This is a genomic window from Saccharothrix lopnurensis, from assembly GCF_042658445.1.
In the GTDB taxonomy this organism is placed as follows: domain Bacteria; phylum Actinomycetota; class Actinomycetes; order Mycobacteriales; family Pseudonocardiaceae; genus Actinosynnema; species Actinosynnema lopnurensis.
On the sequence record NZ_JBHSQO010000022.1, the window covers coordinates 82,382 to 104,129 of the forward strand.

Sequence of the window (21,748 nt, forward strand, 5' to 3'; positions counted from 1 at the left end):
CGTCGGGGATCACCGTCGGGGGATCACCGGGGGAAGCCCGGCACACCGGGGAGCGCCTGCCACGGTCGGGGGCCGTCGAGGGGTCGGTACTCGACGCCGAGCGCGTCGAGCCGCGGCAGGTGGTGCTCGGTCAGCCGGGCGAGGAACTCGGCCTCGTCGCGGTCCGGGGGGCTCCACACGACCTCGGCGAAGGCGCTCAACCGGGGGAACGCCGCGTAGTCCAGCCGCCGGGGCGAGTCCAGGTGCTCGGTCCACAGGTTCGCCTGCGCGCCGAGCACCCGGTCCGCCGCCGCCGGCTCGTACCGGTACACGTCGGCCAGGGTGGTGACGGTGCCGACCGGGATGGGCTCGTCGGGGTGGTCGGACTGGCGGTAGTCCAGGTAGAGGTGCTCCTCCGGGCACATCACCACGTCGTGGCCGCGCTCCAGGGCCCGCAGGCCGGGCTCCTCGCCGCGCCACGAGGCGACGACCGTCGAGGCCGGCAGCGGACCGGCGTCCAGCACCTCGTCCCAGCCGAAGGGCCGCCTGCCGCGCGCGACCAGGTGCTGGGCGATGCGCCGCACGAACCGCCCGTCGCCGCCCTCGGCCTCGTCGCCGCCCAGGCCGACGACCTCGCCCGGGAACACCTCCAGCAGCTCGTCGAACACGTGCCGGTAGAAGTCGACGGCGGTTTCGTCGGCCCGCAGCACGTTCGGGTTGATCCCCCAGTCCGTCCACACCGGACCGCCGGACGCGCCCAGCTCCGGGTGGGCGGCGATGGCGGCCTGGCTGTGGCCGGGCACGTCGATCTCCGGCACCACGGTGACGTGCCGCGCCGCCGCGTAGGCCACGACCTCGCGCAGGTCGTCCTGCGTGTAGTGGCCGCCGTGGGGCCGCCCGGTCGTGCCGCCCGACCGGCGGTCGCCGAACCGCGAGTCGGCGCGCCAGCCGCCGACCTCGTGCAGGCGCGGGTAGCGCCGGCACTCGAACCGCCAGCCCTGGTCGTCGGTCAGGTGCAGGTGCAGCACGTTGAGCCGGTGCACCGCGAGCAGGTCGACGTAGCGGAGCAGGTCGTGCTTGGGCAGGAAGTGCCGCGCCACGTCGAGCATCGCGCCGCGCCACGCGAACCGCGGGTGGTCGACCACCTCGCACACCGGCAGCCGCACCGGTCCCGGCGGCACCGCCCGGAACGCGGCCGGGCCGCTGAGCTGCCGCAGCGCCTGCCGGGCGTAGAACTCGCCGGCCGCGTCGGACGCCTGGACCCGCACGCCGTCCGCGCGCGTCACGGACAGCCGGTAGCCCTCGGCCGGCCCGGCGACGCGCTCGACCCGGAAGTCGCCGCGGAAGTCGACCTCCGTCCCGTCGGCGGTCCAGGAGACGGGGCGCGGCAGCAGCGGCGTCACGACTTCACCGCCCCGGCCAGGCCCGCGACGAGCCGCCGCTGCACCAGGATGAAGAACAGCAGCACCGGGATCGTCATCAGCGTCGACCCGGCCATGATGGCACCCCAGTCGTTCTGGTCGGGTTTCACGAACACCTGGAGCGCCAGCGGCAGCGTCTGGTTCTCCGCGGCGGAGATGATGAAGGTCTTGGCGAACAGGAAGTCGTTCCACGCGTGGATGAACGACAGCACGCTGGTCGCCACCAGACCGGGCGCCACCAGCGGGAACAGCACCTGCCACAGGAACCGGAAGCGGGACGCGCCGTCCAGGGTCGCGGCCTCCTCCAGCTCGACGGGCACGGCCGCGACGAACCCGCGCAGCATCCAGATCGCGAACGGCAGGCTGAACGCCAGGTGCACCAGCACGAGCGAGCCGAGGTGGTTGAGCCCGAACACGGGCGCCACGTCGCGCACCGACCGCATCACGAAGAACAGCGGGATGGTCAGCGCCTCCACCGGCACCATCTGCACCACCAGCAGCATCACCAGCATGGTGGTGCGGCCGCGGAACCGGAACCGGGTCAGCGCGGTGGCCGCCAGGAACGAGATGAGCAGGCTCAGCAGCACCACCGCGACGGCGACCACGAGGCTGTTGAGGAAGTAGCGGCCGAAGCTCTGCACGGTCAGCGCCCGCGCGAAGCTGTCGAGCGTGGGCGCGAGCGTCCACGGCCGCGGGTCGGCCGAGATGACCTCCGCCTCGGGTTTGAGCGCGGTCAGCACCATCCAGTACAGCGGGAACGCGACCACCGCGGCCACCACGACCGTGACGGTCTCGGCGATCCCCCTGGACACACCCCGGTTCACAGCACCTCCCCGCTCCGCCGCAGCGCCCGCAGGTAGCCGACGGTGACCAGCAGCAGGATGACCGTGGTCACCACGCCGATCGCCGCGCCCAGCCCGTACTCGGAGGCGGCGAACGCCTGCTGGTAGGCGTAGACGTTGAGCACGAGGTTGCGCCCGGCGATGCCGCCGCCGTTGGTCATCACGTAGATCTGGGTGAACACCTTGAAGTCCCAGATGATCGACTGGATGGTCACCACGATCAGCAGCGGCCGCAGCAGGGGCAGGATGACGTTGGTCGCGGTCCGCAGCGTGGACGCGCCGTCCAGCGCCGCCGCCTCCAGCACCTCGCCGGGGATGGCCTTGATGCCCGCGTACAGGGTGACCAGGACGAACGGGAACGAGCACCAGACCACCTGCGCGGCGACCAGGCCGAACGCGACCCACCGGTCGTAGGTCCAGGAGAACCCGGTGGTGCCGAGCAGCTCGTTGACGAAGCCCAGGTTCGCGTCGAACAGGAACAGCCAGATCGTGGACCCGGCGACCGCGGGCGTGGCCCAGGCGCCGAGCGCGGCCAGGAACAGCACCGTCCGGGCCCAGGTGCGGACCCTGGTGGCCAGCACCGCGAGGGCGGCGCCGACCAGCAGGGTCCCCACCACGCACACCGCCGCGAACCCGACGGTCTGCCCGAGCACGGCCCAGAACCGGTCGTCGGCGACCAGGGCCCCGTAGTTGCCCAGGCCCAGGAACTCCAGCGCCGCGCCCCCGCTGACCTGCTCCTGGCCGTAGTCGTAGAGCGAGATCAGCACGAGCTGGTAGATCGGGTAGCCCATGAGCCCGACCAGCACCAGCAGCGCCGGGGCGAGGTAGGCGACCGCGGCGCGCCCGTCGCCCCGCCTCCCCCTCCCCCTCCCGCGCGCCGGGGGCTGCCCGGCGGGGGCCGGCCGGGCAGCCGCCTCCCGCGCGGCGGTGGTCCCGGCCGTCATGAACCGAACGCGGCGTTCATCTCGTCGGCCGCCGACCTGGCCACGGTGTCGAGGTCCTCCCCGGCCGCGGCGACCTCCTGGAGCAGGTTGGGCAGCACGGCCTGGGCGTCGACCTTGGCCCAGTCCGGGGTGACCGGCACGAACCTGGTGCCCGCCTCCAGGGTGCGGATGAACGGCTCCAGCACCGGGTTGGCCTCGGCGACCTCCCGCTGGACGTCGCCGAAGGTGGGCAGGTTGCCCATGGCGTCGAACATCTTGCGCTGGTAGGTCTTGCCGCCGAGGAGCCGGACGAACTCGGTGGCCAGGCTCTTGCGCTGGGAGCCGTTGAGCACGCCGAGCAGGTTGCCGCCGGCGAACGCGGGCGCGATCGAGCCGGGGGTCTTGCCGGGCAGCGGCACCACGGCGTACTTGCCGGCGGCGCTGGAGGCGTCGACGGACCTGCGGTTGAAGTCGCCGCCGACGACCATCGCGGCCTTGCCCGCGCGGAACGCCTCCACGCTGGCGTCGCCGCCGTTGCCGGCGCACTGGGCGGGCGGGCAGATGTCGTCGGCGATCAGCTCGGTGTACTGGCGCAGGCCGGCCTTGGACTCGGCGCTGTCGATGGTGGAGACGTACCCGCCGCCCTCCCGGCGGGCGATGTCGCCGCCGTTGGCCCACACGAACGGCATGGCGCCGTAGGTGTACTTGCCGCCCGCGGAGATGCCGAGCAGGTCGGGCCTGGCCTCGCGGACGCGGCGGGCCAGCGGCGCGATGTCGTCGAGCGTGGCGGGCGGCTGGAGGCCCAGCTCCTGGAAGACGTCGGTGCGGTAGTAGAGGGCGCGCACGCCGACGTACCAGGGGACGCCGTAGACCTTGCCGTCCACCTCGCCGGTGTCGAGCACGGCGGGCAGCAGGTCCTTGCCCTCGTCCCACCCGTTCACGTCGATCTCGGCGAACCCGCCGCCCGCGACGTACCCGGCGAGGTCGGTGTTGCCGAACTCGGCCACGTCGGGCGCGCTCGGCGGATCGCTGAAGGCGGCCTTGAAGCGCTCGGCGCGGGTCTGCACCTGGATGTACTGGACGTCGACGGTGACGCCCTGGTGCGCGTCCTGGAACTCGGTGACGGCCTCCTTCACCACCGCTTCCTTGGGGCCCCGGTTGACCTCGTCGAACAACCAGACCCGGAGTTGGCCGGTCTGCTCGTCGGCGCCGGTGGGGGCCGGACCCGACTGGACCGGGGCGCACCCGGCCAGCACGACCGCGCCCACGGCTGCTGCTGCTACTGCGAACCGCATCCTCGCCACCTCTTCTTCAGGATGCATTGCGTCCTGTGCAACGACTATTTCAAGGGAAGCAACGGGGATGCTATGGCCGAATCGGCAGGCGGTCTAGACCAGATCCGCCCAGAGGCGGACGGCGTCGGCCGACAGCGGCGCGTCCCAGCCCGCCGGGCGCACCGCGCTCCCGACGTGGAACGCGGTCACCCCGACGGCCTTCAGCGGCGCCACGTGCCCGGTCTTCAGCCCGCCGCCGACCAGCAGGCGGACGCCGTCCCGCCGGGCGGCCAGCCGCTCCAGGACCCCGAGCCCGTCGGCCACCCCGCGCGGGCTGCCCGCGGCCAGCACGGTGTCGCAGCCCAGGTCCCCGACCACGCCCCACGCGGCCTCGGGGTCGGCGGAGTTGTCCAGCGCCCGGTGGAACGTCCAGGCGCACCCGTCGAGCTCCGCGAGCACCTCCGCGCACGCCGCGACGTCGACCTTCGCCCGGTGGTCGAGGAACCCGAGCACGAACTCCGAGGCGCCCGCCGCCCGCAGCGCCGCGGCGTCGCGCCGCAGGCGGCCGAGGTCGCCGGGGGCGAACCCGGGCGCGTCCCGCAGCATCACCCGGACCGGCAGGTCGGTGGCCCCGAGGACGTCGCGGAGCACGGGCACCGGCGGCGTCAGCCCGTCCGCGGCCATGTCGACGGTCAGTTCCAGGCGGTCGGCCCCGCCGGCCTGGGCGGCCTCGGCGTCGGCGGCGTGCAGCGCGATGACTTCCAACATGGTCTGGACCATAGCGAGCCACCGGGCGGTGGGCGGGGGAAGTCAACTGTCAACGGCCGGCCGTGTATCCAGCGTAGAACTACTCACTCCTTGTCTGATGACGGTTCCTCACCGCGACCGCGAACCGGGCGGGGTGAGCCGGAGCTCTGGGGGAGGGGAGGCGGTCGATCGGCTTCGAGGGGTGCCGATCGGACGCCGCTCCAGGGGGGAACGGCGGTCCGCGGTGCGAGGGGGGCATCGCGGGCCGCCGCCGCGACGGTGGTGAAGGTGTGTGACGATCGACTTCGGACGGGGGACGCGAGGAGGAGGTGAGGACGTGGGAGAACTCCGCACGGCCGGTGAGCGCCCACCCTGGGAGGGCCTGGACGGGACGGACCGGCACGCCGCCTGCGTCATCGCCGCGCGCGACGGCGACCGGAGGGCGCTGGACGTGCTGATCGCCGACCTCACCCCCCTCGTGTGGCACATCGCCCGCGGGCACGGGCTGGACCGCAGCACCGCCGAGGACGTGGTGCAGACGGTGTGGCTCGCGCTGCTGCGGCACCTGGACCGCCTGGTCGAACCCCGCGCGCTGGCGGGGTGGCTCGTCGTGACGACGCGCCGCGAGGCCCAGCGCACCTGGACGCCCAGCCGGCGGGAAGCCTCGCTGAACGACGAGCTGGCGGAACAACTGGAGAGCGAGTACGGGTTGCCCGAGGACGCCGCCCTGGTCGACGACCGGGACCACCGGTTGTGGCGGGCGTTCGGGCGGCTGCCGCAGAGGTGCCAGGAGCTCCTGCGACTCACCGTGCTGGCCGGGCGGGCGGAGTACCGCGCGGTAGCCGAAGCACTGTCCATGCCGCGCGGCAGCATCGGCCCGACCAGGGGTCGGTGCCTGACCGCGTTGCGCGCACATCTCGACGCGGAAGGAGGATCGCGGTGAACGACATCGACCCGCGCGATGACCGCAGAGGACAAGAGGACACCGCTGTCCTCACTGAACTGAACCGTTTGGTGTACGAGTTGGACCCGCCCCCGGCGGGGCTCGTGGAACGCATCAGGTTCGCGGTCGCCCTGGAGAACCTGGACGTCGAGGTGGCCCGCTGGGAGCGGGCCGGCTCGTTCGCCGGCGTGCGCGGCGGGAGTCCCGGCACCATCACCTTCACGGTGGACAACCTGACCCTGATGGTGAACTTCACCTCGACCGGCGCCCGGCACCGCATAGACGGCTGGCTGGTGCCCGCGGGTGAGCACACGGTCGAGGTGCGGGTGGCCGAGCACGAGTCGAGCACCACCACGGCGGACGACGGGGGGCGGTTCGTGCTGTCCGACGTGCCCGCCGGGACCACGCAGATCGTGGTGCACCTGGTGAACTCGCGGGGCGAGCCGGGCCGGACGGTCGTGACGCCCACGATCATGTTGTAGTGGTCGGCGGGGCCCTGCCCCCTGCCGCTCGTTCCCGCCTTGGTTCCCGTGTCCCTGTGCCCGGCGCCTGCCTGCTGCACCCGGGCCCTGATTTCGCGCCTCGCGCCTGCCCGCCGGGCCCGCGCTCTGCGCCCACCGGCTGCACCCGTGCCTCGCGCCCGTGCCCCGCGTCACCCGCCGGGCCCGCGTCCTGGTCCCACCGGCTGCACTCGTGCCTCGCGCCCGCCCACCGGGCCCGCGCCCGCCTGCTGTGCTCGTGCCCCGTGCCCGCCTGCTGGCCTTGCACCCGCCCGCTGGCCTCACGCCTCGTGCCCGCCAGCTGTACCGGCACCCCGCACCCCACGCCCGCCCGCCAGACCCGCGCGCTGCGCCCGACCCTCGCCCGACCTTTGTCTGGTCCGCGCCCGGCCCTCGCGCCCTACGCCCGCCCGCTGGTCCCGCCTCGTGCTCTCACCTGGGATTTCCCCACCCGAGCCGACTCGCCACCGCCAGCCCCGGGCCTGATCACGCCCAGCCGTGGACGGTGAACAACCCCGCCACCCCGGCCCCGGCAGCCCCGGCCCCTGCGTCCCCCGCCATCCCCACCGTCGCCCCTGCCGCCCCCAAGGCCCGCAACCCGACAGCGGCGTACTCCAGCAGCTCCCCGGGCAGCGCACCAACCGCGAACCACCCCACCGCCGAACACCGGTCGGGCTCGCGCACCACGGGCTCCCCCACCCACTCACGCACCTCGAAGAACACCCCCACCCGCGCCTCGACCCCCGGCGCGACCGCGTGGACAAGGTGAACAAACTTCAGGTCCACCTCCCGCACCACGACCCCGATCTCCTCCGCGACCTCCCGCACGGCCGCGGCCGACAGCGACTCACCCGCCTCGACCTTCCCGGCCGGCAGGTGCCACTTCCCGTCGAACCGCGGATCCCGATCACGCCGCAGGCTCAGCAGCACGCGGCCGTCGTCGCGCACGAGCGCCACGTGGACGTCCACCAGGTGCCGGTGAGCCATCAGCACGCGCCGATCAGCGCACCGGCCACACCGGACACACCGCCGACCCGGCCCACGTGCCCGACCGGCATACGCACCACCTTCGAGTGATCCCTCACGACCGCTCCCAATGCAACCCCCTCCTCCGACCGACCGCACGCACGCCGCCGGGGACAGCGTCCCCAGGGGGTGTCCAGCGAGACCGGCCAAGTCGGCTGTCCGGTGCGGTCCGCGTTCATCCGCACTCCGCACTCTCCCCGTGCTCTCGCACTCTCCCCGCGCTCTCCGCCGCTCGTTCTGCCCCGCACCCCGGAACGAGGGACTCGCGGTCGTACCGGGGTGGTTCGGGCGTCGATTTCTCTAACCGAGATCGATAACGCCGTTTCCGTACATTCTCGGGCAGGAATCACCCGATAGTGTCCGACCCTCCCGCACAACCCGACAATTCCACCCCACCGAACATAACGAGAAAGGGCCCGGTTCGCGCGAAGCGAACCGAGCCCTTCTCAACCTTCTCACCGGTCGAACCCACCGATCCGGTCGCCATTCCCACGACCCGACCGAGCCGGTCCGAACCAATCCGACTCCGGCCCGACCCCACCCCGGTCGAGAGGACCGGAACGGGATCGGATCAGGTGGAGTCGATCAGAAGTCCATGCCGCCGGCGTCCGGGACGGACGGGGCGCTGCCCGCCTTCTCCGGCTTGTCGGCGACGACGGCCTCGGTGGTCAGGAACAGCGCGGCGATCGACGCGGCGTTCTGCAGCGCCGAGCGGGTGACCTTGGTCGGGTCCGGGACGCCGGCCGCGAGCAGGTCCTCGTAGACACCGGTGGCGGCGTTGAGGCCGTGGCCGACGGGCAGGCCCTTGACCTTCTCCACCACGACGCCGCCCTCGAGGCCGGCGTTCACGGCGATCTGCTTCAGCGGCGCCTCGACGGCGACCTTGACGATGTTGGCACCGGTGGCCTCGTCGCCCTCCAGGTTCAGGCCCTGGAACGCGGCCTCGGCGGCCTGCAGCAGGGCCACGCCACCACCGGCGACGATGCCCTCCTCCACGGCGGCCTTGGCGTTGCGCACCGCGTCCTCGATGCGGTGCTTGCGCTCCTTGAGCTCGACCTCGGTGGCGGCGCCGGCCTTGATGACCGCGACACCACCCGCGAGCTTGGCCAGGCGCTCCTGGAGCTTCTCGCGGTCGTAGTCGGAGTCCGACTTCTCGATCTCGGCGCGGATCTGGTTGACGCGGCCCTGGATCTGCTCGGCGTCACCCGCGCCCTCGACCACGGTGGTCTCGTCCTTGGTGACGACGACCTTGCGGGCCTTGCCCAGCAGCGACAGGTCGGCGTTCTCCAGCTTGAGGCCGACGTCCTCGGTGATGACCTGGCCACCGGTGAGGGTGGCGATGTCCTGGAGGATGGCCTTGCGGCGGTCGCCGAAGCCCGGGGCCTTGACGGCGACGGACTTGAAGGTGCCGCGGATCTTGTTGACGACCAGGGTGGCCAGGGCCTCGCCCTCGACGTCCTCGGAGATGATCAGCAGCGGCTTGCCGGACTGCATGACCTTCTCCAGCAGCGGGAGCAGGTCCTTCACCGTGGCGATCTTGGAGCCGTAGAGCAGGACGTACGGGTCCTCGAGGACCGCCTCCTGCCGCTCCGGGTCGGTCACGAAGTAACCGGAGATGTAGCCCTTGTCGAAGCGCATGCCCTCGGTGAGCTCAAGCTCGAGCCCGAGCGCGTTGCTCTCCTCGACGGTGATGACGCCTTCCTTGCCGACCTTGTCCATGGCCTCGGCGATGAGCTCACCGATGGTCGAGTCGCCCGCGGAGATGGACGCCGTGGCGGCGATCTGCTCCTTGGTCTCGACCTCCTTGGCGGTCTTGTGCAGCTGCTCGATGACGGCCTCGACGGCCTGCTCGATGCCGCGCTTGAGGCCCAGCGGGTTGGCGCCCGCGGCCACGTTGCGCAGGCCCTCGCGGACCAGGGCCTGGGCGAGCACGGTGGCGGTCGTGGTGCCGTCACCGGCGACGTCGTCCGTCTTCTTCGCCACTTCCTTGACGAGCTCGGCCCCGATCTTCTCCCAGGGGTCCTCGAGCTCGATCTCCTTGGCGATGGAGACGCCGTCGTTGGTGATGGTCGGCGCGCCCCACTTCTTCTCGAGCACGACGTTGCGGCCCTTGGGGCCGAGCGTCACCTTGACGGCGTCGGCGAGAGTGTTCATGCCACGCTCGAGACCGCGGCGGGCATCCTCGTCGAACGCGATCATCTTGGCCATTGCGGTGTGTTCCTCCGCCTGATTGCGAATGGGGCCACTGTGGGCGCGCGCCCACAGCGGAACACGGTGCTTCGGCCAGGCTCGGTGCCCGCGACGGACGACCTGCTCCCGGTGGGGAGCCTGCCTCACCGTCCCAGCCTGCGTGTTGGCACTCGGCTGGCCCGAGTGCCAATACCGTGTTTAGCACTCGACGGAGGAGAGTGCAAGAAGACCAGGTCAGCGGGACGTGCGGACGGGGACGCTGGTGGGCAGCGTGCGGCCGGCGGTGGGCTCGCCGACGTCGATGGACTGGTTCGTGCTCTGCGCGGGCCCGCTGGGCGGCTCGTCCTTGGGGGTGAGGAACAGGATGAGCACGACGATGGCGGCGATCGCGATCGCGCCGACGAGCACGGGGGCGAACCACGCGGGCCGGCCCTTGTGGGTGTCGGTGAACGCGCTGGTGCCGACCTGGGCGGGCGGGCGCAGCCGCACGGGCTCCTGGAGGAAGCCGGGCTGCTGCTGGTGCTGCTGGTAGGGGGGCCGGTAGGGCTGCGCGGGGACGCCGCCGGTCTGGGGGCCGGGGGGTCCCTGGTCGGGGCGCCGGGCGGGCGGGGCGGTCTGGGGCGCGGCGGACAGCGCCACGCGGGCCGCGTTGATCAGTTCCACGCAGGAGGCGTACCGCTGCGCCGGGTCCTTGCCGGTGCCCCGGCGCAGCACGTCGTCGATGGCGGGCGGCAGCGACACCAGGGCGCTCAGCGAGGGGGTCTCCGAGCCGAGGTGGCCCTGGATGACGTCCTGCACGCCGCCCTGGAACGGCGGGCGCCCGGACAGGCAGGCGAACAGCATGCAGGCCAGCGCGTACTGGTCGGTGCGGCCGTCGAGGGGCTCGCCGCGCAGGTGCTCGGGCGCGGCGTAGGTGGGCGAGCCGAGGAAGTCGCCGGTGCGGGTGCGGTGGCCGGTGGCGCCGCGCCTGGTCAGGCCGAAGTCGGCCAGGTAGACGTGCTCGCGGGAGGCTTCCTTGGCGGTGACCAGCACGTTGGCGGGTTTGACGTCGAGGTGGACCAGGCCCTTGCCGTGCAGCATGTCGAGGGCTTCGGCGACCTGGCCGAGCAGGGTGAGGGTGCGCGCGGGCGGCAGCGGGCCGTCCTTGATCAGCGCGGCGAGGTCCTGGCCGTCGACCAGGCGCATCGCGATGTAGAGCAGCCCGTCGACCTCGTCGAAGTCGTAGAGCGGGACGATGTTGGCGTGGTCGATGGCCGAGGTGTTGCGGGCCTCGTCGACGAACCGCTCGCGGAACTCGGCGTCGGCGGTGAGGTGCTCGCCGATGACCTTGAGGGCGACCTTGCGCCCGAGCCTGACGTCCGTGGCCCGGTAGGTCACGCTCATGCCACCGCGGCCGAGCACCCCGTCGATGCGGTAGTGCCCCAGCCGTCGTCCTGTCAGGTCCTCCGACACCCGGGCAGCCTAACGTCCGCGTGCCGCGACGTGCGCGGGGTTCCCGGCAAAGCCCCCGTCGGGGGTGTCGTGAGCCGCCCGGCCCGCCGCGGGGCGGGCCGGGCGTGGGTCACGGGGCCTTCCGGACGTCCGACGCCTGGCTGCGGCCGTCGCGGCCCGCCTGGATCTCGAACTCCACGCGGTCGCCCTCGGCCAGCGTGCGGAAACCCTCCATCTGGATCGCCGAGTAGTGCACGAACACATCTGGCCCGCCGTCGGCGGCGATGAAGCCGTACCCCTTCTCCGAGTTGAACCACTTGACCGTGCCGACAGCCAAGACGTCCTCCTTTGAGAAATACCCTGAGCAAACCGCCACGCTAGAGGCACGAGGGGGTCCGCCGATACCTCCTTATGGAGTCATGCGCGCGTACTGAATCCGTTGTCCCGCAACCAAGTGGCCAATGAGCGCGGGCTGTGGGTCCGGGTGAGCACCAGTCCGGGTCCGGCGAAGTCCAGGACCAGTCCCTCGCCATTCCGCACGGATTGGGGCGCGTCGGGGGAAACCGCGCGCAACCGGCACTGGAGGGTGCCGGCGAAGGCCACGACGTGCCCGGCGTCGACGGTGACCAGCTCACCGGCCTCCAGGGTGACCACGTCGAGGGCGCCGTAGCAGGACAGCACCACCGGGCCGCTGCCGTAGGCGTAGGTGAACACGCCGTGGTCGCCGCCGTGGAGGGCGCGGACGGGCGGCGCGGCGGGGTCGAGGCGGGCGGTGGCGGCGGAGGCGAGCCAGGCGGTCCTGGACACGCACCAGCCGGACGTGCCCTCCAGCTCCAGCACGTGCAGGTCGCCGGGCAGCGGCGGGGCGACGTCCACCCAGCCGCCCTCGGCGCCGGCCGTGCACAGCGCGGCGGTGACGCCGGGCGCCTTGGCGCGGACGTCGACGGCGGTCCCGTAGCTGGTGGCGAGCACCGAGGAACGCTCGACGAGCACCGGTTCGCCCGGTGCGAGCACTAGTCGGGCCACCCCCGCAGCCGGGGTGTGGCGCGTGCGGACCTGCAACGTTCCCCCTGCCTCGACCAACCGCCCGGGGCAGTCTGCCACGGGAGGGGCAGGATGGTGGACGTGTCCGAGCTGATCAGAGTCGCCGACCACCGGGCCCGCGTCGCCGCGCTGGTGGGCGTGATGCCGGTGGTGGAGCCGCCCCTCGCCGACTGCCTGGGGCTGGTACTGGCCCGGGACCTGGTGGCGCCGATCGCGCTGCCGCCGTTCGACAACTCCGCGATGGACGGCTACGCGGTGCGGGCGGCGGACGTGGCGGCGGTGCCGGTGACGCTGCCCGTGGCGCAGGACATCCCCGCGGGTCGCGCGCACGTGTCGCCGCTGGAGCCGGGCACCGCGCACCGGATCATGACGGGCGCGCCGGTGCCCGCGGGCGCGGACGCGGTGGTGCAGGTGGAGTGGACCGACGCGGGCACGTCGGCGGTGCGGGTGGACCGCGCGGTGGCGGCGGGCCAGAACGTGCGGCGGGCGGCGGACGACGTGGCGCCCGGGTCGGTGGTGCTGGCCGCGGGGGCGGGGCTGGGGCCGGCGCAGCTGGGGTTGGCGGCGGCGCTGGGGTTCGGCGCGCTGCCGGTGCGCCGGCGGCCGCGGGTGCTGGTGCTGTCGACCGGGTCGGAGCTGGTCGGGCCGGGGGCGCCGCTGGAGCCGGGGCAGATCTACGAGTCGAACGGCGTGATGCTGGCGGCGGCGGTGCGCGAGGCAGGCGGTGAGGCGGAGCTGCTGCGGTTCGTGCCGGACGACGTCGGGCGGTTCCACGAGGCGGTCGGGCCGCGGCTCGGGTCGTTCGACCTGCTGCTCACCTCCGGCGGGGTGAGCGCGGGCGCGTACGAGGTGGTGAAGGACGCGCTCTCCGGGCGCGGGGTGGAGTTCACCAGGGTCGCGATGCAGCCGGGCGGGCCGCAGGGCGCGGGCCGGTACCGGGGGGTGGCGGTGGCGACGCTGCCGGGCAACCCGGTGAGCGCGCAGGTGTCGTTCGAGGTGTTCGTCCGGCCGGCGCTGCGGGCGGCGATGGGGTTCGCGCGGGTGGCGCGGCCGACGGCGGTGGCGCGGCTGAGCTCGCCGATCGGCTCGCCGGCCGGGCGGACGCAGTTCCGGCGCGGCGCCTACGACCCGGTGTCGGGGCGGGTGGTGACGCCGGTGGGTGGTCCCGGCTCGCACCTGCTGTCGGCGCTGGCGGTCAGCGACTGCCTGATCGAGGTGCCCGAGGACGTGACGGAACTGGCCGGGGGCGCCGAGGTCACCGTGCACATGCTTCACGGAGGGTGATCGGCGTTCACCCATCGGCGTTGATCATCGGCTGTGATCGGGATTACACTGGTGACGGTCCCCGCTCGCCCGGTCCGTGCGTTTCGTCGGGGGACGCACGGGCGGGCCGGCCGGGGGTCGGCACGCCGGACCGCTCGGCCGCGTAGCGTGTGACGGGCCGGAACCGCCCCGACACGGAAGAGCCATGACCGACCAGAACCGTGGTGCCGTCTCCCACCTCCTCCAGCTCGCCAAGGGGATCGTCCCCCCGATGAACCCCGCGGGCCGCCCGTTCGTGGCCGGCGCGGCCGTCGTGACGCTGCTGCTGCGCCGGCGCTCCAAGCGCCTCGGCGTGGTCGGGGCGGTCCTGACCGCGTGGGTGGCGTGGTTCTTCCGCGAACCCGCGCGCACCACCCCCACCCGCCCCGGCCTCGCCGTGGCGGCCGCCGATGGCACCGTGTCCCACGTCGTCGAGGCCGCGCCGCCCGCCGAACTGGGGCTCGGCGACGTGCCGATGACGCGGATCAGCGTGTTCCTGTCCGTGTTCGACGTGCACGTGCAGCGCGTCCCGGTGACCGGGCTGGTGCGCCGCGTGGCGTACCGGGCGGGCAAGTTCCTGTCCGCGGACCTGGACAAGGCCAGCGACGACAACGAGCGCAACGCCGTGTGGCTCACCACCCCCGAGGGGCACGACGTGGTCGTCGTGCAGATCGCCGGCCTGGTCGCGCGGCGGATCGTGTGCCAGGTCGCCGAGGGCGACAAGGTGGCCGCCGGGCAGACCTACGGGCTGATCCGGTTCGGCTCCCGCGTCGACCTGTACGTGCCGGCGGGCAGCCGGGTGCTGGTCGAGGCCGGTCAGCGCACGATCGGTGGCGAGACCGTGCTCGCCGAACTCCCCTCGGAGGGCTGAGCGGATGGCTCCCAGCGGGCCCGGCATCAGGCTGCTGCCCAACGCCATCACGGTGCTCGCGATGTGCTCGGGGCTGTCCTCGGTGCACTTCGCCATCGTCGAGATGTGGGGCGCGGCGATCGCGGCGATCGCGGCGGCGGCGCTGTTCGACGGGCTGGACGGGCGGCTGGCCCGGATGCTCGACGCGACCAGCAAGATGGGCGCGGAACTGGACTCGCTGGCCGACGCGATCTCGTTCGGGGTCGCGCCCGCGCTCGTGGTCTACGTGTGGAAGTTCGACGGCGCGCGCCAGGGCTGGGTCATCGCGCTGGTGTTCGCGGTGTGCATGGTGCTGCGGCTGGCGCGGTTCAACACCCTGCTGGAGGTCGAGCGGCCGCCGTTCACCAAGGAGTTCTTCGTCGGCGTGCCCGCGCCGGCCGGCGGGTTGCTGCTGCTCCTGCCGCTGATCGTGGACGAGCAGGTGGGCCAGCCGGGCTGGTGGTCCGACCCGGTGGTCGTCGGGGTGTGGACGGTCGCGGTGGCGATGCTGCTGGTGAGCCGGATCCCGACGCTGTCGGTGAAGACGATCAGGGTGTCGCCGCGGTTCGTGGCGCCGCTGCTGGTGCTCGTGGGGTTGCTGGCGGCGGCGATCATCACGTTCCCGCTGGCGGCGCTGATCGCGGCGATGCTGGTGTACCTGACGCACCTGCCGTACTCGGTGCGCCGGTACCGGTGGCTGGCCAAGCACCCGGAGGCGTGGGAGGTGCCCGCGGCCGACCGGCGGGCGATCAAGCGGGCGCACGGCGTGGCGGCCAGGCGGTTGGGGTTGCGGCAGCCGCTGCGGGGGCGGGTGGCGGGCGCGGCGCTGCGCGCGGTTGGCCGGCCGCGGCGGATCGACTCGACCGAGGTGGTGGCGGACACCAACGGCCAGCCGCGGCCGGGCTCGGGCTCGGCTCCCGGCCCGGGTCAGGGCAAGCGGCGCGGGTGGCGGCACATGGGTTTGCGCAGGCACGACCGCCCGTGATGGACTGGTGTTGATCTTGCCCGACCCGATCGGGTGATCATCGGCGGGACCATGTACGGAAACGCCGTTACGGTCATCGGTTGAACATGAAGGAACCGCCGACCACCCCCCACGCCCCACCCCCACTCCCCTCTCGTCCACCCCCGCTCCCCCTCGACGACCCCCACGCAGCCCCCCGACCACCCCCACCCGGCCGCCGGCCGACCCGGGCCCACCTACCTCCCCAGCCGACCCTGGCCGACCCGGGCCCACCTCCAGCCGACCCCGTCCGACCCGGGCCCACCTCCAGCCGACCCCGTCCGACCCGTGCGAACCCGGCCCCCGCACTACGCTCGACGCCGTGATCACCCTGACGGCCCGCCTGTCCCCCTCGGCCCTGGACACCCGCCGCGGAGTGGTGCGGCTGCACCCGGAGGTGCTGGACGCGCTGGGCCTGCGCGCGTGGGACGCGGTGCGCCTGACGGGCGCGCGGGTGAGCGCGGCCCTGGCCGCCGCCGGCGACGGCCCGCCCGGGGTGGTGCTGCTGGACGACGTGACCCTGTCGAACATCGGGGTCGTGGAGGGCGCCGAGGTGGTGGTGGCCCCGGTGGAGGTCTCCGCTGCCCGACGGGTGGTGGTGGCCGGGTCACGGCTGGCGAGCACGTCGCTCGCGCCGGAGACCCTGCGCATGGCGCTGACCGGCAAGGTGCTGATGGTGGGCGACGCGGTGTCCCTGCTGCCGCAGGACCTGGCCCCGCCGCCGGGGACGGACCTGAGCGCGACCAGGCGCAAACTGTCGAACGCGATCGGCATGACGTGGACGAACGAGCTGCTGACCATCACCGCCTCCGAACCCGCCGGGGTGCCGGTCGCGGTGCAGCCGTCGACGGTCGTGGGGTGGCGCGACGGGGCGAGCACGGGTGACGCGCCGGGCTCGGGCCGGGCCGGCGGCGCGGCCGGGGTTGGGGCCGGCTCAGGCGGCCCGGGTGGGATCGGCTCGGGCGGGATCGGTGCGGGCGGTCGGGGTTCGGCCGGGGTTGGCCGGACCGGATCGGGCGCGGGCGGGGCAGGTGTCGGCGCGGCGGGTGCGGGCCCGGGTTTCGCGGGCCCGGGGTCCACGGGCAGGGGTTCGGGCGCGGGCCTGATCGGCTCGGCGGGCGTGTACCCGACGGGCTCCGGCGTGCTCGACGCGGACCCGGCCGAACCGGACGTGGACGAGGACGCGACAACCACCGCGCCCCCCGTGCCCATCGCGGACCTGGTGGGCCAGCAGGACGCCGCCAAGCGGCTCGCCGAGTGGTTCGACCTCACGTTCAGCCACCCGGAACTGCTGGCCAGGCTCGGCGCGACCCCCCGCCTCGCGACGCTGGTCAACGGCCCCGAGGGGGTCGGCAAGACGACGCTCGTGCGGGCCGTCGCGCACGCGGCCGGGGCGGTGGTCGTGGAGGTCGCCGCGCCGAGCATCGCGGTCCTGGAGGCCAACACCACCGCGCAGCGGCTGGCCGACGCCCTGGTCTCGGCGGCCTCGGCGCAGGCACCTGCCGTGCTGCTGCTGACCGACGTCGAGGCGCTGTTGCCCGCCGCCACGCCGCCGCCGGTGGCGACGGTGGTGCTCGACGCGTTGCGCGGGCGCCCCGAAGGTGTCGCGCTGGTGGTCACGAGCGCGCACCCGGAGGCCGTGGACCCGCGGTTGCGGGCCCCGGAGCTGGTGGATCGCGAGCTGGTGCTGCCGCTGCCCGACCGGGCGGCGCGGACGGAGCTGCTGCGGGTGCTGCTGCGGGACGTGCCGGTGGAGTCCGATGTGGACTTCGGCGCGGTCGCCGACCGGACGCCCGGTTTCGTGGCGGCGGACCTGGTGGCGCTGCGGCGGGAGGCCGCGGTGCGCGCGGTGCTGCGGCAGCGGGACGCCGCGGAGCCCCGGGTGGGTCAGGAGGACCTGCTGGGCGCGCTGGAGATCGTCCGGCCGATCTCGATGTCCACTTCGGACACGCTGCGGACGGGCGGCCTGACGCTGGCGGACGTCGGTGACATGGTCGAGGTCAAGCAGGCGTTGACCGAGGCCGCGCTGTGGCCGTTGCAGTACCCGGACTCGTTCGCGCGCCTCGGGGTCGCGCCGCCGCGCGGGCTGCTGATGTACGGACCGCCGGGGTGCGGGAAGACGTTCCTGGTGCGGGCGCTGGCGGGCACGGGTCGGTTGAACGTGCTGTCGGTCAAGGGCGCCGAGCTGATGGACAAGTTCGTGGGCGAGTCGGAGCGCGCGGTGCGGGAGCTGTTCCGGCGGGCGGCCGAGGCGGCGCCGGCGCTGGTGTTCCTGGACGAGGTCGACGCGTTGGCGCCGCGGCGCGGGCAGTCGTCGGACTCGGGCGTGTCGGACCGGGTGGTGGCGGCGCTGCTGACCGAGTTGGACGGGGTCGAGCCGCTGCGCGACGTGATCGTGCTGGGTGCGACGAACCGGCCGGAGCTGGTCGACCCGGCGTTGCTGCGGCCGGGCCGGTTGGAGCGGCTCGTGTACGTGCCGCCGCCGGACGCCGAGGCGCGGGGCGAGATCCTGCGGGCGTCGGCGCGGAACACGCCGCTGGCCGGGGACGTGGACCTGGCGGCGTTGGCGGAGGAGCTGGACGGGTACTCGGCGGCGGACTGCGCGGCGTTGATCCGGGAGGCCGCGTTGACGGCGATGCGGGAGTCGCTGTCGGCGACGGAGGTGACGGGCGCCCACCTGGCCGCCGCCCGGACGGCGGTCCGGCCGTCGCTGGACCCGGCGCAGCTCGCCGCCCTGGCCGCCTACGCCGAGTCGCGCGGGGGCTGAGCCGGCTCGCGGGAACGCCCCAACGGATGACACGTGCCACCGGACCGGGCGACACGCCGGGGGCGGGCGGGACCATTCGGTGCGGTGCGGAGGAAAGGTGCGAACGGGTGAACGGTGACGTGGTGGGTGCGGCGGGGGCGTTCGTCGCCGGTCCGGACTGGGTTCGGCACGCCGTCTGGTGGCACGTCTACCCGCTCGGGTTCACCGGGGCCGAGCCCCGGCTCGCCGCCGACGCCCCGGTCGCGCACCGCCTGGGTCACCTGACCGCCTGGCTGGACCACCTGCTGGAGCTGGGCGCGTCCGGGTTGGCGCTGGGCCCGGTCTTCGCGTCCGAGACCCACGGCTACGACACCACCGACCACTACCGCGTCGACCCCCGACTGGGGGACGACGGGGATTTCGACGCGCTGGTCGCCGCCGCTTCGGCCCGCGGTGTCCGCGTCCTGCTCGACGGCGTGTTCAACCACGTCGGTCGGGGGCACGCGGCGTTCCGGGCGGTGCTGGAGCAGGGGCCTTCGGCGCCCACCGCGTCGTGGTTCCGGCTGCGCCCGGACGCCGCGTGGACGGACGCCGCGTGGACGCCGGGGACCGAGCCCGACTACGACGATTTCGAGGGTCACCGGCACCTCGTGGCGCTCGACCACTCCTGCCCGGCCGTGGTCGACCACGTCGCCGACGTGATGATCCACTGGCTCGACCGGGGTGTGGCGGGGTGGCGGTTGGACGCCGCCTACGCGGTGCCGAAGGAGTTCTGGGCCCAGGTGACCGAACGTGTGCGCGCCCGTCACCCCCACGCCTACCTGATGGGTGAGGTCATCCACGGCGACTACACCGCGTTCGTCACCGAGGGCGGCCTCGACTCGGTCACGCAGTACGAGCTGTGGAAAGCGGTGTGGAGTTCGCTCAACGACCGCAACTTCCACGAACTGGCGCACGCCCTGCGCCGGCACGACGGGTTCCTGGAGCACTTCGTGCCGTACACGTTCCTGGGCAACCACGACGTCACGCGCATCGCCAGCCGGCTGACCGACCCCGCGCACCTGGCGCACGCGCTCGTCGTGCTGGCCACCACCGGCGGCACCCCGGCCGTCTACGCGGGTGACGAGCACGGTTTCCGCGGCGTCAAGGAGGACCGGGCGGGCGGCGACGACGAGGTCAGGCCGCCGTTCCCGGCCTCGCCGGCCGAGCTGTCGCCGGTGGGGCTGCCGGTGTTCCACCTGCACCAGGAGCTGCTGGGGCTGCGGCGCAGGCACGCGTGGCTGCACCGGGCGCGGACCGAGGTGCTGGACGTGTCGAACGAGTTCCTGGCCTACGCCTCGGCGGAGGAGGGGGAACGCGTGGTGGTCGCGATGTCCACCGCCGGCGGCCCGGTCGAGGTGCGGGTGCCGGGGGCCGGTGACGTGCTGGCCGGCCGGGCCCGGCTCGACGCGCCGGGCACACCGGGTGCCCGGGTCCGCCTGGAACCCGGCGGCTGGGTCGTCCTGGCGGGCTGACCGACTCGATCAGCCCGGCCCGGGACGGTCACCCGGGAGGGGGGACCCGAACGCTGAACTCGGGGGTCCTGAACGTACGACTCACCCGACCTGGACGTACGACTCGCGGGGTCTGGGCGTACGACTCGCGCGAGCCCGAGTGTTGAACTCGGGGGGTCCGGGTGTTCGACACGGTGGGTCCGGGTGTTCGACTCGCGCGGTCAGGAGACCTTGCCGGAGGAGCCCCGGTAGTCGTTGGTGAGGATGATGATGATGCCGGGGTGGGCTGCTTCGATGCCGTCGAAGCGGGGCTTGACCTCGGCGTTCAGGACCTGGGCGAGTTGGCGGGCGGAGGCTTCCTCGTCGGTGCCGGGGCGGTAGTAGACCGTGGTGGTCGGGATGAGGCCCTGGGACTGCGAGTAGTTGGCGGTCTCGGCGACCTCCCAGCCGGCCCGGCGCACGTCGTCCGAGGCGCGGGCGGCCAGGCCGCTGATGGTGCCGTTGTTGTAGACGCGCACCGGCGGCTTGGCGACGACCGGGGGCGGCGGGGTGTCGGTGGCCTGGCCCTGGGGTTGGCCCTGGCCGGCGGGGGTGCCCGTGGTGGCGGGCGCGCCGGTGGGGTCGGCCCCGGTGGTGGGCGCGGGGGTGGCCGATCCCGTGGCCGACCCGGTGGGGGTTCCGGCGGACGACTCGGTGGGCGATCCGCCGGTGGGGTCGCCGGAGGAGGGTGCCTGCGGGTCGGAGGTCGCGCTCGACGGCGGCGGCTGGGCCGCGGGGGACTCGTCGTCGGAGCCGCCGAAGAGGCTGATCACGCCGATGACCAGGGCGATGGCCGCCAGGCCGAGCAGCGCGTAGCCCGCGGCGCGGGCGGGTTGGGCGCTGCCCGCGGGCTGTTCCGGGTTCGTCATCGGCGTTCGACACCCGACCGGCTCGCCACGCGGGCGCGTTGCCTGCCGGATCGCGACCGGCGCAGTCTCTTGATCAACATCGGGTCCGCGGCCAACGCCTCTTCCTTCTCGATCAATGCGTTGAGCAGTTGGTAGTACCTGGTGGCCGACATGTCGAACAGCTCTTTGATGGCCTGTTCCTTGGCGCCCGCGTACTTCCACCACTGGCGTTCGAAGGCCAGGATCTCCCGCTCCCGGTCGTTCAAACCGTCGTCCGGCTCCTCCGCCGGCGCCAGTGCCTCTGCGGCGTCCACTCTGGCTCCTCAGCCGTGTCCCGTGCGTGGACGCCATTACATCACGTGATCATGATCGGGGTCGGTTCATCGGTCGGCGCGTCCGGACAACACCGACGAGACGCCGACGCGACACCGGCACGACACCGACGAGACGAGGGAGACGGGAGGGACGGGGGAGGCGCGCCGATAAGCTGCCGGTCATGGCAGTTCACCCGATCCGGATCGCCGGAGATCCCGTGCTCCACAACCCGACCCGCCCGGTCGAGGTGTTCGACGACGCGCTGCGCACCCTGGTCGAGGACATGTACGAGACCATGGCGGCGGCGAACGGTGTCGGGCTCGCGGCCAACCAGGTCGGGGTCGACCTGCGGTTGTTCGTCTACGACTGCCCGGACGACGACGGCAACCAGTTCCGGGGCGTGGTGGTGAACCCGGTGCTGGAGACCTCCGAGGTGCCGCTGGGGATGCCGGACCCGGACCACGACTTCGAGGGCTGCCTGTCCGCGCCGGGCGAGTCGTACCCGACGGGGCGGGCGTCGTGGGCGAAGGTCACCGGCGTCGACACCGACGGCAAGCCGATCGAGGTGGAGGGCACCGGGTACTTCGCGCGCTGCCTCCAGCACGAGACCGACCACCTGGACGGGCTCATCTACCTCGACCGCCTGGTGGGGCGGCACAAGCGGGCGTCCAAGCGGATGCTCAAGGCCAACGGGTGGGGCGTGCCCGGCCTGTCCTGGGACCCCGCCACCTCGGACGACCCGTTCGCGGACGACGACGAGGACTGAGGCCAGGACCGAGGACGGGGGCCGAGA

20 protein-coding genes are annotated in these 21,748 nt (G+C 73.4%); 8 read left to right on the forward strand and 12 right to left on the reverse strand.

Features of this window, described 5'->3' with window-relative positions:
* Positions 1 to 23: 23 nt before the first annotated feature.
* The 5 genes from ACFP3R_RS21605 to ACFP3R_RS21625 all read right to left on the reverse strand — a co-directional run bounded on the left by ACFP3R_RS21605 (position 24) and on the right by ACFP3R_RS21625 (position 5,207).
* Entirely contained in the window at positions 24 to 1,382 is a 1,359-nt protein-coding gene (locus tag ACFP3R_RS21605; RefSeq protein WP_380638174.1) for a beta-N-acetylhexosaminidase, read from the reverse strand.
* On the reverse strand, positions 1,379 to 2,224 hold the full coding sequence (locus ACFP3R_RS21610; protein WP_380638175.1) for a carbohydrate ABC transporter permease: 846 nt from the start codon (positions 2,222 to 2,224) through the stop codon (positions 1,379 to 1,381). Before ACFP3R_RS21610 ends, ACFP3R_RS21605 begins: the two co-directional genes overlap by 4 nt.
* Positions 2,221 to 3,186, reverse strand: coding sequence for a carbohydrate ABC transporter permease (locus ACFP3R_RS21615; protein ID WP_380638176.1), 966 nt, complete (start codon positions 3,184 to 3,186; stop codon positions 2,221 to 2,223). Before ACFP3R_RS21615 ends, ACFP3R_RS21610 begins: the two co-directional genes overlap by 4 nt.
* On the reverse strand, positions 3,183 to 4,460 hold the full coding sequence (locus tag ACFP3R_RS21620; protein WP_380638177.1) for an extracellular solute-binding protein: 1,278 nt from the start codon (positions 4,458 to 4,460) through the stop codon (positions 3,183 to 3,185). Before ACFP3R_RS21620 ends, ACFP3R_RS21615 begins: the two co-directional genes overlap by 4 nt.
* Before the next feature lie 93 nt (positions 4,461 to 4,553).
* Positions 4,554 to 5,207, reverse strand: a complete 654-nt coding sequence (locus tag ACFP3R_RS21625; RefSeq protein WP_380638178.1) for a copper homeostasis protein CutC — start codon at positions 5,205 to 5,207, stop codon at positions 4,554 to 4,556.
* Positions 5,208 to 5,523: 316 nt separating this feature from the next.
* On the opposite strand from ACFP3R_RS21625, the gene ACFP3R_RS21630 reads away from it, so the two are divergent.
* Together ACFP3R_RS21630 and ACFP3R_RS21635 are read left to right on the forward strand one after the other, a co-directional pair.
* Complete coding sequence (locus ACFP3R_RS21630) at positions 5,524 to 6,129, forward strand: RNA polymerase sigma factor (protein ID WP_380638179.1); 606 nt, start codon at positions 5,524 to 5,526, stop codon at positions 6,127 to 6,129.
* Positions 6,130 to 6,188: 59 nt separating this feature from the next.
* A complete protein-coding gene (locus ACFP3R_RS21635; protein WP_380638210.1) occupies positions 6,189 to 6,611 on the forward strand; it encodes a carboxypeptidase regulatory-like domain-containing protein in 423 nt (140 codons plus the stop codon).
* Between the two features lie 504 nt (positions 6,612 to 7,115).
* Here the strand turns inward: ACFP3R_RS21635 and ACFP3R_RS21640 are convergent.
* From ACFP3R_RS21640 to ACFP3R_RS21660, 5 genes are all read right to left on the reverse strand, one after another.
* On the reverse strand, positions 7,116 to 7,616 hold the full coding sequence (locus ACFP3R_RS21640) for an NUDIX domain-containing protein (protein WP_380638211.1): 501 nt from the start codon (positions 7,614 to 7,616) through the stop codon (positions 7,116 to 7,118).
* 624 nt (positions 7,617 to 8,240) lie between these two features.
* Positions 8,241 to 9,863, reverse strand: coding sequence for a chaperonin GroEL (groL, locus tag ACFP3R_RS21645; RefSeq protein WP_380638180.1), 1,623 nt, complete (start codon positions 9,861 to 9,863; stop codon positions 8,241 to 8,243).
* A gap of 216 nt (positions 9,864 to 10,079) precedes the next feature.
* The gene (locus tag ACFP3R_RS21650) at positions 10,080 to 11,297 is read right to left on the reverse strand and encodes a serine/threonine-protein kinase (protein ID WP_380638181.1); all 1,218 of its coding nucleotides are present in this window, start codon (positions 11,295 to 11,297) and stop codon (positions 10,080 to 10,082) included.
* A gap of 109 nt (positions 11,298 to 11,406) precedes the next feature.
* Positions 11,407 to 11,613, reverse strand: coding sequence for a cold-shock protein (locus ACFP3R_RS21655; RefSeq protein ID WP_033443686.1), 207 nt, complete (start codon positions 11,611 to 11,613; stop codon positions 11,407 to 11,409).
* Positions 11,614 to 11,693: 80 nt separating this feature from the next.
* Positions 11,694 to 12,338, reverse strand: a complete 645-nt coding sequence (locus ACFP3R_RS21660) for an AIM24 family protein (RefSeq protein WP_380638212.1) — start codon at positions 12,336 to 12,338, stop codon at positions 11,694 to 11,696.
* A gap of 54 nt (positions 12,339 to 12,392) precedes the next feature.
* Here ACFP3R_RS21660 and moeA point away from each other — a divergent pair, with 54 nt between their 5' ends.
* The 5 genes from moeA (at position 12,393) to ACFP3R_RS21685 (ending at position 19,774) form a co-directional block, all read left to right on the forward strand.
* The gene (gene moeA, locus ACFP3R_RS21665; protein WP_380638182.1) at positions 12,393 to 13,604 is read left to right on the forward strand and encodes a molybdopterin molybdotransferase MoeA; all 1,212 of its coding nucleotides are present in this window, start codon (positions 12,393 to 12,395) and stop codon (positions 13,602 to 13,604) included.
* A gap of 184 nt (positions 13,605 to 13,788) precedes the next feature.
* Positions 13,789 to 14,493, forward strand: a complete 705-nt coding sequence (locus tag ACFP3R_RS21670) for a phosphatidylserine decarboxylase (protein ID WP_380638183.1) — start codon at positions 13,789 to 13,791, stop codon at positions 14,491 to 14,493.
* Between the two features lie 4 nt (positions 14,494 to 14,497).
* Positions 14,498 to 15,496, forward strand: a complete 999-nt coding sequence (gene pssA / locus ACFP3R_RS21675) for a CDP-diacylglycerol--serine O-phosphatidyltransferase (RefSeq protein ID WP_380638184.1) — start codon at positions 14,498 to 14,500, stop codon at positions 15,494 to 15,496.
* 340 nt (positions 15,497 to 15,836) lie between these two features.
* A complete protein-coding gene (locus tag ACFP3R_RS21680; protein WP_380638185.1) occupies positions 15,837 to 18,281 on the forward strand; it encodes an AAA family ATPase in 2,445 nt (814 codons plus the stop codon).
* Positions 18,282 to 18,388: 107 nt separating this feature from the next.
* The gene (locus ACFP3R_RS21685) at positions 18,389 to 19,774 is read left to right on the forward strand and encodes an alpha-amylase family protein (RefSeq protein WP_380638186.1); all 1,386 of its coding nucleotides are present in this window, start codon (positions 18,389 to 18,391) and stop codon (positions 19,772 to 19,774) included.
* Between the two features lie 200 nt (positions 19,775 to 19,974).
* Here ACFP3R_RS21685 and ACFP3R_RS21690 read toward each other — a convergent pair whose 3' ends face one another.
* Both ACFP3R_RS21690 and ACFP3R_RS21695 read right to left on the reverse strand, forming a co-directional pair.
* Positions 19,975 to 20,661: a LytR C-terminal domain-containing protein gene (locus ACFP3R_RS21690; RefSeq protein WP_380638187.1), complete on the reverse strand. Its 687-nt coding sequence runs from the start codon at positions 20,659 to 20,661 to the stop codon at positions 19,975 to 19,977.
* Positions 20,658 to 20,954 (reverse strand): DUF3263 domain-containing protein, encoded by a 297-nt coding sequence (locus ACFP3R_RS21695; protein ID WP_380638188.1) that lies wholly within the window; start codon positions 20,952 to 20,954, stop codon positions 20,658 to 20,660. Before ACFP3R_RS21695 ends, ACFP3R_RS21690 begins: the two co-directional genes overlap by 4 nt.
* Positions 20,955 to 21,136: 182 nt before the next feature.
* Between ACFP3R_RS21695 and ACFP3R_RS21700 the strand changes: the two genes are divergently transcribed.
* Complete coding sequence (locus tag ACFP3R_RS21700) at positions 21,137 to 21,721, forward strand: peptide deformylase (protein WP_380638189.1); 585 nt, start codon at positions 21,137 to 21,139, stop codon at positions 21,719 to 21,721.
* Positions 21,722 to 21,748: the final 27 nt, after the last annotated feature.

Bases quoted from the DNA above. Each gene is read 5' to 3' on its own strand.
- ACFP3R_RS21690 (WP_380638187.1), bottom strand. From the start codon at position 20,661: ATGACGAACCCGGAACAGCCCGCGGGCAGCGCCCAACCCGCCCGCGCC.
- moeA (WP_380638182.1), top strand. From the start codon at position 12,393: ATGGTGGACGTGTCCGAGCTGATCAGAGTCGCCGACCACCGGGCCCGC.
- ACFP3R_RS21620 (WP_380638177.1), bottom strand. From the start codon at position 4,460: ATGCGGTTCGCAGTAGCAGCAGCAGCCGTGGGCGCGGTCGTGCTGGCC.
- ACFP3R_RS21640 (WP_380638211.1), bottom strand. From the start codon at position 7,616: ATGGCTCACCGGCACCTGGTGGACGTCCACGTGGCGCTCGTGCGCGAC.
- ACFP3R_RS21700 (WP_380638189.1), top strand. From the start codon at position 21,137: ATGGCAGTTCACCCGATCCGGATCGCCGGAGATCCCGTGCTCCACAAC.
- pssA (WP_380638184.1), top strand. From the start codon at position 14,498: ATGGCTCCCAGCGGGCCCGGCATCAGGCTGCTGCCCAACGCCATCACG.
- ACFP3R_RS21670 (WP_380638183.1), top strand. From the start codon at position 13,789: ATGACCGACCAGAACCGTGGTGCCGTCTCCCACCTCCTCCAGCTCGCC.
- ACFP3R_RS21625 (WP_380638178.1), bottom strand. From the start codon at position 5,207: ATGTTGGAAGTCATCGCGCTGCACGCCGCCGACGCCGAGGCCGCCCAG.
- groL (WP_380638180.1), bottom strand. From the start codon at position 9,863: ATGGCCAAGATGATCGCGTTCGACGAGGATGCCCGCCGCGGTCTCGAG.
- ACFP3R_RS21615 (WP_380638176.1), bottom strand. From the start codon at position 3,186: ATGACGGCCGGGACCACCGCCGCGCGGGAGGCGGCTGCCCGGCCGGCC.